This window comes from Antrihabitans spumae, from assembly GCF_043944905.1.
Lineage (GTDB): Bacteria > Actinomycetota > Actinomycetes > Mycobacteriales > Mycobacteriaceae > Antrihabitans > Antrihabitans spumae.
Genome location: NZ_JBIMSN010000002.1, coordinates 99,056 through 111,236 on the forward strand (window position 1 = coordinate 99,056; position 12,181 = coordinate 111,236).

15 protein-coding genes are annotated in these 12,181 nt (G+C 63.5%); 6 read left to right on the top strand and 9 right to left on the bottom strand.

Annotated elements, in window-relative coordinates; translation table 11 throughout:
* Nucleotides 1-3: 3 nt before the first annotated feature.
* The 4 genes from ACHIRB_RS00550 to ACHIRB_RS00565 form a co-directional block, all read right to left on the bottom strand.
* Nucleotides 4-567, bottom strand: coding sequence for an ATP adenylyltransferase (locus tag ACHIRB_RS00550; protein WP_395124489.1), 564 nt, complete (start codon nucleotides 565-567; stop codon nucleotides 4-6).
* Complete coding sequence (thrS, locus tag ACHIRB_RS00555) at nucleotides 564-2,624, bottom strand: threonine--tRNA ligase (RefSeq protein WP_395124504.1); 2,061 nt, start codon at nucleotides 2,622-2,624, stop codon at nucleotides 564-566. The genes ACHIRB_RS00550 and thrS overlap by 4 nt, the downstream gene beginning before the upstream one ends.
* A 69-nt stretch (nucleotides 2,625-2,693) precedes the next feature.
* The gene (locus tag ACHIRB_RS00560; RefSeq protein ID WP_395124490.1) at nucleotides 2,694-3,311 is read right to left on the bottom strand and encodes a (2Fe-2S)-binding protein; all 618 of its coding nucleotides are present in this window, start codon (nucleotides 3,309-3,311) and stop codon (nucleotides 2,694-2,696) included.
* 17 nt (nucleotides 3,312-3,328) lie between these two features.
* Nucleotides 3,329-3,748, bottom strand: coding sequence for a TIGR02611 family protein (locus ACHIRB_RS00565; protein ID WP_395115855.1), 420 nt, complete (start codon nucleotides 3,746-3,748; stop codon nucleotides 3,329-3,331).
* A 137-nt stretch (nucleotides 3,749-3,885) separates the two neighbouring features.
* On the opposite strand from ACHIRB_RS00565, the gene ACHIRB_RS00570 reads away from it, so the two are divergent.
* Nucleotides 3,886-4,350, top strand: a complete 465-nt coding sequence (locus tag ACHIRB_RS00570) for a hypothetical protein (protein ID WP_395124491.1) — start codon at nucleotides 3,886-3,888, stop codon at nucleotides 4,348-4,350.
* A gap of 301 nt (nucleotides 4,351-4,651) precedes the next feature.
* Here the strand turns inward: ACHIRB_RS00570 and ACHIRB_RS00575 are convergent, their stop codons facing one another.
* On the bottom strand, nucleotides 4,652-5,521 hold the full coding sequence (locus ACHIRB_RS00575) for a universal stress protein (protein ID WP_395124492.1): 870 nt from the start codon (nucleotides 5,519-5,521) through the stop codon (nucleotides 4,652-4,654).
* Between the two features lie 63 nt (nucleotides 5,522-5,584).
* On the opposite strand from ACHIRB_RS00575, the gene ACHIRB_RS00580 reads away from it, so the two are divergent.
* The 4 genes from ACHIRB_RS00580 (at nucleotide 5,585) to ACHIRB_RS00595 (ending at nucleotide 7,058) form a co-directional block, all read left to right on the top strand.
* Nucleotides 5,585-5,731 (top strand): hypothetical protein, encoded by a 147-nt coding sequence (locus ACHIRB_RS00580; protein ID WP_395124493.1) that lies wholly within the window; start codon nucleotides 5,585-5,587, stop codon nucleotides 5,729-5,731.
* Between the two features lie 260 nt (nucleotides 5,732-5,991).
* On the top strand, nucleotides 5,992-6,270 hold the full coding sequence (locus ACHIRB_RS00585; RefSeq protein ID WP_395124505.1) for a hypothetical protein: 279 nt from the start codon (nucleotides 5,992-5,994) through the stop codon (nucleotides 6,268-6,270).
* 20 nt (nucleotides 6,271-6,290) lie between these two features.
* Nucleotides 6,291-6,716, top strand: a complete 426-nt coding sequence (locus tag ACHIRB_RS00590; RefSeq protein WP_395124494.1) for a DUF302 domain-containing protein — start codon at nucleotides 6,291-6,293, stop codon at nucleotides 6,714-6,716.
* A 72-nt stretch (nucleotides 6,717-6,788) separates the two neighbouring features.
* Nucleotides 6,789-7,058: a metal-sensitive transcriptional regulator gene (locus tag ACHIRB_RS00595; protein ID WP_395115716.1), complete on the top strand. Its 270-nt coding sequence runs from the start codon at nucleotides 6,789-6,791 to the stop codon at nucleotides 7,056-7,058.
* 76 nt (nucleotides 7,059-7,134) lie between these two features.
* Here the strand turns inward: ACHIRB_RS00595 and ACHIRB_RS00600 are convergent, their stop codons facing one another.
* Together ACHIRB_RS00600 and ACHIRB_RS00605 are read right to left on the bottom strand one after the other, a co-directional pair.
* Entirely contained in the window at nucleotides 7,135-8,388 is a 1,254-nt protein-coding gene (locus ACHIRB_RS00600; RefSeq protein WP_395124495.1) for an NAD(P)/FAD-dependent oxidoreductase, read from the bottom strand.
* 6 nt (nucleotides 8,389-8,394) lie between these two features.
* Nucleotides 8,395-8,964 carry a phosphoglycerate mutase family protein gene (locus ACHIRB_RS00605; protein ID WP_395124496.1) on the bottom strand — a complete coding sequence of 190 codons (570 nt, stop codon included), beginning with the start codon at nucleotides 8,962-8,964 and terminating at the stop codon, nucleotides 8,395-8,397.
* A 33-nt stretch (nucleotides 8,965-8,997) separates the two neighbouring features.
* Here ACHIRB_RS00605 and ACHIRB_RS00610 point away from each other — a divergent pair, with 33 nt between their 5' ends.
* A complete protein-coding gene (locus tag ACHIRB_RS00610) occupies nucleotides 8,998-9,606 on the top strand; it encodes a hypothetical protein (protein WP_395124497.1) in 609 nt (202 codons plus the stop codon).
* On the opposite strand, the gene ACHIRB_RS00615 is transcribed toward ACHIRB_RS00610, so the two are convergent.
* Nucleotides 9,603-10,145 (bottom strand): DUF1190 domain-containing protein, encoded by a 543-nt coding sequence (locus ACHIRB_RS00615; RefSeq protein WP_395124498.1) that lies wholly within the window; start codon nucleotides 10,143-10,145, stop codon nucleotides 9,603-9,605. The genes ACHIRB_RS00610 and ACHIRB_RS00615 overlap by 4 nt on opposite strands.
* Before the next feature lie 9 nt (nucleotides 10,146-10,154).
* On the bottom strand, nucleotides 10,155-12,149 hold the full coding sequence (locus ACHIRB_RS00620; RefSeq protein ID WP_395127585.1) for an HNH endonuclease signature motif containing protein: 1,995 nt from the start codon (nucleotides 12,147-12,149) through the stop codon (nucleotides 10,155-10,157).
* Nucleotides 12,150-12,181: the final 32 nt, after the last annotated feature.

Below are 12,181 nucleotides of genomic sequence, written 5' to 3' on the forward strand. Positions count from 1 at the left end.
CAGTCATGTTTGTTCGGCCCATGCGTCGGCGAGCAACGCACGGGTGTCGCGCAGCAACTGCGGCATCACCTTCACGCCGCCGACGATCGTGATGAAGTTCGCGTCACCGCCCCAGCGCGGAACGATGTGCTGGTGCAGATGCTCGGCGAGTGAACCGCCTGCCACCCCACCGAGGTTGAGCCCCACGTTGAAGCCCGGCGGGTTGGAGACGCTCTTGATCACACGAATTGCCTTCTGGGTGAACGCCATCAACTCGGCGCTTTCCTCCGGCGTCAGATCCTCGAGGTTGGCAATCCGGCGGTACGGCACGACCATCATGTGCCCCGGGTTGTACGGATAGAGGTTGAGGACGGCGTAGACGAGTTCGCCGCGCGCAACGACAAGGCCGTCTTCGTCGGACATCTTCGGGATGTCGGAGAACGGTTCGCTCGACGCGTTGCTCGGCGTCGTCGCTTCCGCGATGTAGGACATACGGTGCGGCGTCCACAGACGTTGCAATCGGTCGGGATGCCCCGCGCCTCGATCGACGACGGACTCGCCGTTGCCGACGCTCTCGCCCTCGCTCATTCCTGCCGCTCCTGCGCATGAGCTTCGAAGAGCGCTGCCGTCGGCGAGGCGTTTTCGCGCCTGGCGATCCAATCGACAACGGCAGCAACAGCATCGGCGACGCGAACGCCGTTGACCTGGGTCCCGTCCCTGAATCGGAAGCTGACAGCGCCCGCGGCGACGTCACGTTCGCCCGCGAGCAACATAAACGGCACCTTCTGGGCGGTGTGGTTGAAGATCTTCTTCTGCATCCGGTCGTCGCTCGAATCGATTTCGACGCGGATGCCGTTCTTACGCAACAGATCCGCGACGTCGTGCAGATGCTCGACGTACGGTTCGGCGACCGGGATGCCGACCACCTGAACCGGCGAAAGCCAAGCGGGGAACGCGCCTGCGTAATGCTCGGTCAGAACTCCGAAGAAGCGCTCGATCGAGCCGAACAGCGCACGGTGAATCATGACCGGACGCTGCTTGCTGCCGTCGGATCCGGTGTACTCCAACTCGAATCGCTCGGGGGTGTTGAAGTCGAGCTGAATCGTCGACATCTGCCAGGTTCGCCCGAGGGCGTCGCGCGCCTGCACGGAGATCTTCGGACCGTAGAACGCCGCGCCGCCGGGATCGGGGACCAACTCGAGTCCGGATGCCGTCGCAACCTCTTCGAGAACTGCGGTCGACTCTTCCCACACCTCATCGGACCCGACGAACTTCTTCGGGTCCTTGGTCGACAGTTCGAGATAGAAGTCGTCGAGTCCGTAGTCCTTCAGCAGGTCGAGAACGAAGGTCAGGATGCTCGCGAGTTCGTCGCGCATCTGCTCTTTGGTGCAGTAGATGTGCGAGTCGTCCTGAGTCATCCCGCGCACCCGGGTCAGACCGTGGACGACGCCCGACTTCTCGTACCGGTACACCGACCCGAACTCGAACATCCGCAGCGGCAATTCACGGTAGGACCGGCCGCGGGTACGGAAGATCAGGCAGTGCATCGGGCAGTTCATCGGCTTGACGTAGTAGTCCTGCCCCGGCTTGCGCACGGTGCCGTCGTCGTTGTGTTCCGCGTCGAGGTGCATCGACGGGAACATGCCGTCCTTGTACCAGTCGAGGTGGCCCGAGACCTCGAACAGCTTGCCCTTGGTGATGTGTGGTGTGTAAACGAACTCGTAGTCGGCCTCGACGTGTCGCTTACGCGAGTAGTCCTCCATCTCCTGGCGGATGATGCCGCCCTTGGGGTGGAAGACAGGCAGCCCGGAGCCGAGTTCGTCGGGGAAGCTGAAGAGGTCCAGTTCCGAACCGAGCTTGCGATGATCGCGACGCTCGGCCTCGGCCAGCAGTTCGAGGTGGCGGTCGAGCGCCTCCTGCGATTCCCACGCGGTGCCGTAGATCCGCTGCAGGTCCTCACGACTCTGGTCACCGCGCCAATACGCGGCGGAGCTGCGGGTGAGCTTGAACGCCGGAATGTGCTTTGTGGTCGGGATGTGCGGACCACGGCACAGGTCGGACCAGACCCGTTCGCCCGAACGCGGATCGAGGTTGTCGTAGATCGTCAGTTCTTTACCGCCGACCTCCATGACCTCGGGGTCGTCGATGCCCGACTTGTCGTCGATCAGTTCCAGCTTGAACGGTTCGTTCGCGAGTTCGGTGCGGGCATCCTCGATGTTATCGACGACTCGACGCGAAAAGCGTTGCGAGCCTTTGACGATCTTCTTCATCCGGGCTTCGAGCTTGACGAGGTCTTCCGGAGTGAACGGCTTGTCGACGCGGAAGTCGTAGTAGAAGCCGTCCTTGATCGGCGGACCGATGCCGAGCTTGGCGGTCGGGAACTCCTGCTGGACCGCCTGAGCGAGGACGTGGGCCGCGGAGTGCCTGATGACGTTACGTCCGTCGGCGGTGTCCGCACCGACGGCTTCGACCTCGACATCGGTGTCCGGGATCCAGCCGAGATCCTTGAGTTGGCCTTCGCTGTCGCGTACGACGACGATCGCGTCCGGACCCTTACCCGGCAGCCCTGCCTCGCGTACCGCGGCGCCTGCCGTCGTCCCAGCCGGAACCCGGACGAGGGTTTCTGGCGATGACGAGGCTGGCATGCTCACGGCGATGTACTCCTGAGGTTGGGTGGTGTGCTGCCGGAAGAGTTCGTCTCCGGCGGACCTATGTTATCGGCCACGACGCGCGACAGCAGCCAGCAGCCCTGCGCGATCGGTCGGCGTTCGACGCGGGCAGCTCGAGCATTTGTCGGCTCGCTCGGTTTCGTAGATGAGACAGCACGATGCCCGACGCACGAACGGGCTGTTGCCGATGCGGACGAAACGTGGTGTCGGCAGCTCGGTTCCGATTGCCGTTGCGAGTTGAATCGCCAGGTCGGGGCCTTTTTCGCGGCTCCCGTCCAGCGCGCGGTTGCCGAGCGCGTCGGTGGCAACGGCCCACAACGACGGTGTCGGGGCGTCGCTCGCGGTTGTCAGGGCACCGATCACGGACGTCAACGTGTCGCGGATCGCCGCCGCGAACGCCGCGGAACCGTCGACCGTCGACGCGAATGTCACGTTCTCGAGCGAGCCGTCGGGTCTGATCGTGCACGTCGTGCTCGCCAAGGTCGGGTCCGCAGGTGGTCGACCGTGAACCAGGTCGCGCAGCGGCTGCTCCAGCAATGTCGAGCTGGCCATGTACCACCACAACGTCCCGATGACCCGGCGATCCTCACAGCGCCAGGTTCGCGCCAGCGCCGACAACTGCGTTGCCAACCAGGTCGGGTCGGCGAGCGCAGTGCCAGGCACTATCTGCGAAGTCTCGGTTATAGCGGACTCTCCAGCCAACTCGACTCGAGCCCGATCCAGCCTCCGACCAGCGCAAAGGTGCCGAGCACCCACAGCGTCACAACCACGATGGCAGCGGTCAGCAGCACGCCGAGTCCCTTGACCCACACCGACTGCGTCGCGAACCAGCCCATAAAACGGTCGTAGCGCTCCTTGACCCATTCCAGAGCCTTGTGCGCCCACTCGAACTCGGAAGCGAGTATGCCGAGACCTGCGAAGACGATCAGCCAACCCGGGCCCGGGTACGGGATGGCGAGGATCCCGAGAACCAGGACGGCGGCGCCCACGACGCCGACGACGATTCTGTAGGTCAGATTGAGTGCGGGGTTCGCGGCGATCTTGGCGCGCCGCTGACCCCACGGGCCGAGTTCGCGGTCGCTTTTGTCAGCCTGCTTCACTGTTGCCTCGTCGTTCACATCGCTACCTTATGTGCGTTCACAGCGACTTGACAGTTTCGCGTGACCGGAATGCCAGTTATGCCGCTTACGTTGGCTCGGGTCAGCTCCTGAATCGAGAACAACGGAAGGCCCGACACGTGGTGGACGACAAGCAAACTCCGGATCCGAACGAACCGGTGACGGAGCGCATCGCACAGCCGGTTGCCCAACCCGATCCGCAGCCCGCAGCCGTTGCACCGCCAGCGACTCCGAGTGCGCCGCGTGAATCCGTCGCGGCCCGCTGGCGGGCATCGCTTGCAGCCCAGATCGTCACAGCCGCAATCGCTGTCCTGCTGATCGGCGGGATCGGCTTCGCGCTCGGCTATGTCGTCGGCGACGGCAACGACGGCCATCATCGCCACGGCGGGCACCACATGATGTTCCGCGACGGTGCCGGACCCGGCGGACCTGGAGGACCAGGCGGACCGCCGTGGATGGAACGAATGGAACGTCCCGCGCCCGGTGGGCCGGGCGGACCGATGCGCGGTGAGCAGCCGACGCCTCCTGCGCCGCCTACTGGAACCCCGACGGCTCCTCCCGCGGCTCCCCCTGCTGCTCCGTAGGGCTGTTCGGTCGAGAGCCGTGCGAGGCGGGATTCGTATCAGTAGCCTTGGTTGATCAACATTCGTATGGATCGGCCGCCGGACGTATTCACGATCCGAGAGGTTGACTGGGATGACGCCGACGCAGTGGGTCTGCGCGATTCGCTTTCGGCCGAAGTCCCGTCACGACCTCTGATCAACTCGCCGAGATTGTCGGTAGACGCGCCCGCGTCGGTGCCAGCTCGGTGATCTCGAAACGGAAGAACTCACCCTCCCACCGATCTGTGCCGTACGCCTTGGCGCGTCGACATCTTGCGAACGCTCACATAGGAATTCGGGCGACAATGATCGGGCACTCAGCCGTGTGCAGCAGAGCCCGACTGGTGGAACCGAGCAGCATCCCCGTAAAACCACCACGCCCGTGACTGCCTACGACCAGCAACTGCGCGGTCGCGGATTCCTCGAGGAGTTGCCGAACAGGTCTGTCTTTCACCAGAACTCGGCGAACCCCGACATCGGGATACTGGCCGTGCCAGCCCGCGAGACTTTCGGAAAATACTGCGGCCTCGGTGTCTTCTGCAATCTGCCCACCGACGCCCTCCAGAGCGAACTGGCTGGTGTCCATCCACGCGTGGACTGCGACGAGTTCCACACCGCGCTTGGATGCCTGGTCGAAGGCGATTCCGATGGCATGAACGCTGGTGGCAGAGCCGTCGATCCCAACGACCACCGAACCTGCGTCGGGGGTCGCGCCGACCCTCGCATCGCGAATCACTGCAACCGGGCAATGGGCATGCATCGCGAGTGCGGTGCTGACCGAACCGAGCAGGCTGGAACGAAACGCACCGAGCCCTCGGCTACCGATAGCGAGCATGCGGGCATCCTTGGACCTGTCGAGAAGTGTCTGGATCGCTGAACCAGTCACGAACTCGGTCTGGACGTCGACGCTGCTGGCAGTGCCCTCTGCAAGCAGCTTCGCTTCGGCAAGCGTGGCCCGTCCCGCAATGGCTTGTTTGTCGATCTCGGTCTGATAGAACCCATTTCCGGGAAGATAGCCGAGTGGTATCACATCGGCCAGGATGAGCAGCAGTGGTGCGTGCTGCCTGGTGGCCTCCTGCGCCGCCCAGCGAACTGCTTCGTTCGAGGACGGCGAACCGTCTACGCCGACGATGATGGGCGCATTGTGAGCCATTAGCTACTCCTGGTTGGTTCGGGTTCGGCTGGGGCTGTCCGCTCGGCGGTACCGGTCGGCCCGATGAGGGCACCGACGCCGATGAACGCCACGGTCATCGACTTGCGTGGCTTGGTCGCCACCAGTCCCACCGCGGCTGCAATCGCCAAGATCATTGCGATCAACGGGAAGCCGTCCAACTTCGACTCCAGTCCATTCGATCGCGCATGAGCCCCCGAAACGGACCATACGCCTATGTTCTTGGCTCTGCGCCATGCAACAGTCCACGCAGCCTGACTTCGGCTCTGCTCCTCCGACCGAATGGTGGATCAGGGCGGCTTGGGACCAAAGCCTCCAGCGAGGCCGACTCGTTGCGACAGATACCCCCCTGGGTATATGTTCAACCTGGCTCAACCGAACACCGACCTCGTGGAGGCGTCAATGTGTCACCCGATCACCTGCTCCGATTGCGGCCAATCAACGTGGGACGGATGCCATGCGATCGCATAACGTCACGGCAACACGCCGCAGGCCCCCGAGCACTTCTGCCTCGGCCTCGGCCGGCGCACTCGGCCGACTCGGTTCTGCAATGGTGGACCGCCCTACCTCCGAAAGAAATGGGCATCATCCTCGGCGTTGCCGCCCTACTGGACGCCGTGCTGATCCGACTCATCCTGCTGCCGGTGTTGCTTCGACTCACCGGACACGGAGCGTGGTGGTCTCCGGCCTGGCTGACCAAGGTGCTTCCATCGATCACGTTCACGCACTGACCTACAGAAACGGAAACCAAATGAATATCGCTCTGTCCACACAGCTCGACAACACCGATTTCGATGCAGCAGTCGCCGACACGAAGGCAGCTTTGTCCGAGCAAGGTTTCGGTGTGCTCACCGAGATCGACATGCAGGCCACCTTGAAAGCGAAGCTCGGCGAGGACATGGAGCGCTACCTCATCCTCGGCGCCTGCAATCCGACACTCGCGCATCGCGCCGTCGGGGTGATGCCGCAGATCGGCTTGCTGTTGCCGTGCAACGTCGTCGTTCGCGCCGACATATCGACTCCTGGCTCCACGTCGATAATCGTCGAAGCTATGAATCCTCAGATCATGGTCGAGGTCACCGGCGAACCCGAATTGGCAGCGGTCGCAAACGAAGCCACTGCCAAACTACGTGCCGCCATCGGCGCTCTCGGTGGACGCACAACCGAGAGCAAGTGACAGTCACGGACCGGAACCCGATGCCCCCGGGGGTACCATTGTCGCTACCATCCGCTTGAATGAGGAGACTCCATGGTCGGCGACGAAGACAGCATCGCACTGGTACTGAACCGGCTGCGCCGTGCACACGGACAACTTGCCGGTGTCATCGGAATGATCGAGAACGGCCGCGACTGCAAAGACGTCGTCACCCAGCTCGCAGCCGTATCGAAGGCTCTCGACAGAGCTGGCTTCAAGATCGTCGCCACCGGCCTTCGCGAATGCATGACAGGTGACACAGCGGACAACAAACAACCCATGACCGAGGCCGAACTCGAGAAGCTCTTCCTCGCGCTGGCTTGACTGCAAGGGCCACGCGTTTGGGCGGTCGCTGGAACTGCAGTTCGAATCGGACAGGTTGCTCTGCAACTGAATCGGACTAGATCGTCGGCTTGACCTCGTCGCCCCAGGCGATGCGCTTGGGTTCGCCGTGGCACTCGACGATCGCAGCGTGATCACGATCGAAGTAGTCCCATGCCCAGGACATAAATGCGTCGATCTTGCTGTGCGCGCCGCTGAGCAGCGCCGCATGCACACCGAGCCACGCAGCGTATGCGAGCGGACCTTCCACCTGATGACGGTGCGCGCCGACCTCGGCGATCGCGGCACCGCGGCCGATCATCGCCATGATGCCTTTGTCCTTGTAATGAAACGGCTTTCGGTCGTGACCCGCGATGTCACGCCGAATGTTGTGTGCCGCCCACAATCCCGATTGCTGTGCAACCGAGCCCAATTGCGGAAGCGTCTTGCCGTCGGCATCCGGAATGTTCGCGACGTCGCCGACGGCGTAGACGGCTGGGAAGTTTTCGACAGTGAGGTCTGCTGTCGCGTCGATACGACCACCGCGGCCGGGCGCGGCGCCGCAGCCGCTCGCCACCTCCGACGCCGATTCACCGCCTGCCCAGACAGCGGTGCGCGTCGCCAACGTGGTTCCGTCGCTGAGGTGAACGACGTCGGGCTCGATTCGGCTCACTCCCACACCGAGTTTCAACTTCGCGCCGTGGGCGAGGAGTTTGTCGTGCGCGTACTTGTGCGATCGTTCGCTGAAAGGCGCGAGCAAGTCCTTGCCGTGGTTGACGAGGTAGACGTCGGCATCGCCGCCGCGATGCTTCATCGTGCGAAGTGCGGCAAACAGTTCGGCGAATGCGCCTGCCGTCTCGACGCCGGTCGGTCCCCCGCCGACGACGACCACATCCAGTGGGCCGCCGCTGGATTCGAGCATGGACCGCACGTGCAGCCGGAGCCGTTCGGCGTCGACGACGGAATACAGCGGAAACGAATGTTCCGGCGCGCCACTGGTTCCGAAGTAGTTCGCGCGCGCTCCAGCCGCCAACACCAGGTAGTCGGCGGAGGTCGAGGTCCCGTCAGCGGTGACGGCAGTGCGAGTCGCGAAGTCGAGGTCGGTGATTTCCGACTGGACCACACGCACATTCGGGTGCTTGGCGAAGATCGCGGCCAGCGGGCGCGCGATATCCTGGGCCGGCAGCTGCGAGGTCGCAACTTGATAGAGGAGCGGCTGAAATTGGTGATAGTCGTTGCGGTCGATCAGTGTGACATCGACGTGGTGCTTGGCGAGTTCGTATGCGCAGGCAACACCGGCAAGACCGGCGCCCGCTATCAAGACATGAGTCATGTTGCCTCAGTACGATGTTCGATGTTGGTAGTCGACCACACGGCCGTCCGCGGCGAGGTCGACCCAGTACAGATTGCCGAAGTCCGTTTCGGATATCGGCGCCACCTCGCATCCGCACAAGCTGGCAACTATCGACGACGCCGTCTCGCTGTGGCCGACGATCAGCACGACACCCGTCGGATGATCGGTGCGTACCTTTGCGACGAACGGCGCCGGATCTCTCGCCGGTTCGTAGGTGGTGACGTCGAGCTTCCATTCCTTCGCAGTAGGTGCCGCTGTCTGCTGAGTTCGTTTGTACGGCGTCGCGTACACCGCCACTCCGGGATCAGGCGCGAGTTCCGCGGCCAGCCGATTGGCTCGGTCGGTGCCGTCGGTTGTCAGGTCGGGATCGGCGTCGGAGCCCGCGCGTTCCGCATGCCGCACAACGACAACCCTGGATACAGCGCCCGACTCCGTGGAAAAGTCTCCGACAGACGTTTCGGTGGCTACGTCATCACCCGCGCTGTCCTGCGACGAGCAGCCGGTCATGGCCGTAAACATCGCGACAACGGTCAGCAGCCCGAATACGTGACGCATGCCTGACACTGTAAGCGCGCTAGCCTCGTGCAGGTGACACGTTGGCGATTCGAAGGACAGATATACGGAGTCGGAACTGCATCCGGAACGCGAATCGTGATCGGCAATTGGCAGCGGTCGCCGCTGGGCAGTTTCGCCGACGTCATGATCGAGTTTCCCGACGGCAACCGACTGTTGCTTGCCCCATCCGAAACGGTCCGCGACTTTGTCACGGCCACCTACACGTTCGACGAAACGGCGATCGTTCCTTTTGCCTTGACGACGTCGGGTCGCGTACACGAACTGTCGGCGGGTGAACTGCGCGCGCGTATCGACGTCGGTGCGCCGACTGTGCTGGGACGACTGCTGCAGTTGGTCCCCCGAGCGTTGGCAACTGCGCCGTGGTTCAGTGCGATCACGGATCCGATCGCTCGCGTCGTCCTACGTGGGGTCCGCACGCGGGGCACGGCAGGCGGGGGTCGACGTGAGTACTACGGAGCGAGCGCGCAGCACCGAGTCGACGGGGTGTCCGCGTCGTGGCGCGGCGACGATCTAGGCGAATTGCGACCGATCGAGCCGCCGGTGCGGTTCGGCTTCGGGTCCGTACCCACTGCGCCGTCGGTTACGACGATCACAACGACAATCGACGCCGACTCGATTTAGCTCAGTTTCTGCACACCCGAATTCGCCAGTTCGAGAACGACATTGCGGACGTCAGGGATCTGACCGAGGTCGTCGTTGATTCTGATACTGAACGCTGTGTCCCCTACCCGGACGTGGAGTAGGTCGGCGCCTTCGATCCAGAATGCGTCGTCGCCAAGTCCTTCGACGGTTCCCGAGGAAGCACCGGCGTCACGGAAGGCCGAGAAATCGTCCTCGTTGGTGACGTACGTGTTGATCGTGACGTTGGGGTCGCCGCTGAATCGGCATGCGGATCCACCGTCTTCAGCCATTTGCTCGTCGCCGTCTTCGAGCTCTGCCCCGGTAGCGGTCTGCAGCTCTTCCTTGGAGAAGAACGTGCACGCGTCGGGCGCGACACTACCGCTGGACTCCTCGCCCGCCGAGGCGGCGGACGTTTCCGCGGCAACCGTGGCTGTCGCACCACTGTCCTTGTCGTCGCTGCCGCCGCACGCAGACATCGCGACTGCGACAAACAGTGCAAGAACACCAATCCGGACGGACTTCAAAACATCGCGTGACATGCGGTTAATTTACGCTTGAAGGGTCTCCTCGGTCGTGGTTTCCGGCTTCGCGAACCAGAACGGAGGTCCCGCGTCGTCGAGGCGTTTGCTCACGATGGCGAGGTGTTCGCGGTAGCGGTCTCGGAGGTAGGGATCGTGGTCGGACAGGGTTGCAGGGTGGTCAATGTCGGCGAAGGTTTCCCACCAGGTGGGTTCGTAGAGCAGTTCGTTGGCTTCGTAAGCGGTGAGTGGGTCGGCGTAGCTCACGGGGACTGCAGTTTGCGTTGCGGGTTTCGGCGGCTCGGGTTGTGGTGCGCCGACGATGGCGTGGTGGGCCGGCAGCGTGATGTGGGGGGTGTGGGTGGGGCTGGTCCAGAGGATGGCGCCGCCGGCGAGGGCGGTGCAGGTCCACAGTTGCCATGTTTTGATGTCGTGATGCCGTTTGCACAGCGGTTGGAGGTTGTCGAAGATGGTCCAGCCACCCGCTGCGGGGTTGGGGTGGCGGAACGGGACGCGGTGGTCGAGTTCGCATTTGCGGGACGGCACGGTGCAGTGCGGGAATACACATGTCGGGTAGGCGGCGCGGACCAACTCGGCGACTTCGGCGCGGGGTCGGTAGATCAACGCTCCCGGTGGAGGTTCGAGGTGTCCGCCGTGTCCGTCGGGATAGACCCCGCGGCGCAGGGATGCGTCCTCGGCGATGGCGGCAAGGATCTCGTCGACGACTTTTCCGACGCTGCGGACCCGTTTCAGGCAGGGCGGTGCCGTCGTCGTGGGGTGGGCTATGGCGCCGGGTCGGTGTTTTCGGCCGCGGCGGAGGTAGTGCAGGTATTCGACCTCGTCGGGTGATGAATCCGGTTCGGGGTCAACATCTTCGGGGTCGAGGTCCGATCCGTTGTCGTCGGCGATCGGATCGGCGAGATCGTCGCCGATTGCGCCGTCGGCAGTACGGCTCGAATCCGGTTCTGCCGCTGGCAGGACTGGCTCGGTGGTTGGTTCGATGTCGCCGTTGAGCGAATCCGGTTCGGCCGCTACATCTTCGGATCCGGCCGCTGCCATCGCCGCGGACCGTAGTTCGACCAGGATGGCTTGCCAGGTCGCGTCGGCGGCGAGGATGCGGGCCAGGTCCGCATCGATCGGTGTCCCGTCACCGAGGTGTGCTGGATCAGCGCTGAGGCCGAGGAGAGTTTTCGCGTCGATGACGATCTGGGCGAGATGCCCGCGCCGCGGGGCGAGGTCGATGTCGCGGGTCGGGCAATCAGTCGATCGGCAGTCACACCGCAACGACCGCTCACCGTGCAGCAGGGCCATCAGTCCGTCGGCGCGGCGGACGTTACGGCTGCGGGAGTCTTCGGGGCAGACGGTGTCGGCGATTTCGTCGAGGAGTTGATCGGCTTCGACACCTTCGAGGTCGGTGATGCAGGCACTGAGCCACGACAACCCCGCAGTGCCTTTCCGCACATAGGCGGTGCGATCAGTCTTCGTCGACTGCGCTCGAGCTTCGGCCGCTTCTTTCGGGTCGGCTTGCATCCACAGTCGCCAGATCTCACGTCGCAGCGGGCCGGGGCTGAGGATTTTCGCCGCGCACAAGGCGAGGAATTCGATCTTCTCGATCGTCGTCGTGCTGGCTTCTGTGAGGGTGGTGCAGACGACTTTGACGCGGGCGTAGTCGAGTCGGCCGTCGTCGAAGGCGGTGTAGAAGCGGGGGAATCGGGAGTTGAGTTCGATGCCGACGTCGACCATGGTGTGTGCGGTGGTGGCCGAGCAGCCCAGGGCGGCACCGATTTCGGCGAAAACGGAATTGCCGACTGCCACTTTAGCGCCGGCGGCGACGAGGTCGGATTCGGTGCGCATCCGGGTCCACCAGATGTCGGTTGCGGCCATCACTTTGGAGCAGGCGTTGACGTTTTCGTTGACGCGGTAGCGCTCCAAGAGCGCGAACTCGTCAGCGACACTGATTTGTAGTGGGTAGGTCCGGACCTCCTCCGGACCTTCGGTGTCTGCACTTCCCCCTGAGTAGAACATACATACTGCTTATCTGCTTAAGTGGACCTATG

Bases quoted from the DNA above. Each gene is read 5' to 3' on its own strand.
- ACHIRB_RS00600 (WP_395124495.1), bottom strand. From the start codon at position 8,388: ATGACTCATGTCTTGATAGCGGGCGCCGGTCTTGCCGGTGTTGCCTGC.
- ACHIRB_RS00585 (WP_395124505.1), top strand. From the start codon at position 5,992: ATGCCATGCGATCGCATAACGTCACGGCAACACGCCGCAGGCCCCCGA.
- ACHIRB_RS00615 (WP_395124498.1), bottom strand. From the start codon at position 10,145: ATGTCACGCGATGTTTTGAAGTCCGTCCGGATTGGTGTTCTTGCACTG.
- ACHIRB_RS00605 (WP_395124496.1), bottom strand. From the start codon at position 8,964: ATGCGTCACGTATTCGGGCTGCTGACCGTTGTCGCGATGTTTACGGCC.
- ACHIRB_RS00620 (WP_395127585.1), bottom strand. From the start codon at position 12,149: ATGTTCTACTCAGGGGGAAGTGCAGACACCGAAGGTCCGGAGGAGGTC.
- ACHIRB_RS00575 (WP_395124492.1), bottom strand. From the start codon at position 5,521: ATGGCTCACAATGCGCCCATCATCGTCGGCGTAGACGGTTCGCCGTCC.
- ACHIRB_RS00590 (WP_395124494.1), top strand. From the start codon at position 6,291: ATGAATATCGCTCTGTCCACACAGCTCGACAACACCGATTTCGATGCA.
- thrS (WP_395124504.1), bottom strand. From the start codon at position 2,624: ATGCCAGCCTCGTCATCGCCAGAAACCCTCGTCCGGGTTCCGGCTGGG.
- ACHIRB_RS00580 (WP_395124493.1), top strand. From the start codon at position 5,585: ATGAGGGCACCGACGCCGATGAACGCCACGGTCATCGACTTGCGTGGC.
- ACHIRB_RS00595 (WP_395115716.1), top strand. From the start codon at position 6,789: ATGGTCGGCGACGAAGACAGCATCGCACTGGTACTGAACCGGCTGCGC.
- ACHIRB_RS00550 (WP_395124489.1), bottom strand. From the start codon at position 567: ATGAGCGAGGGCGAGAGCGTCGGCAACGGCGAGTCCGTCGTCGATCGA.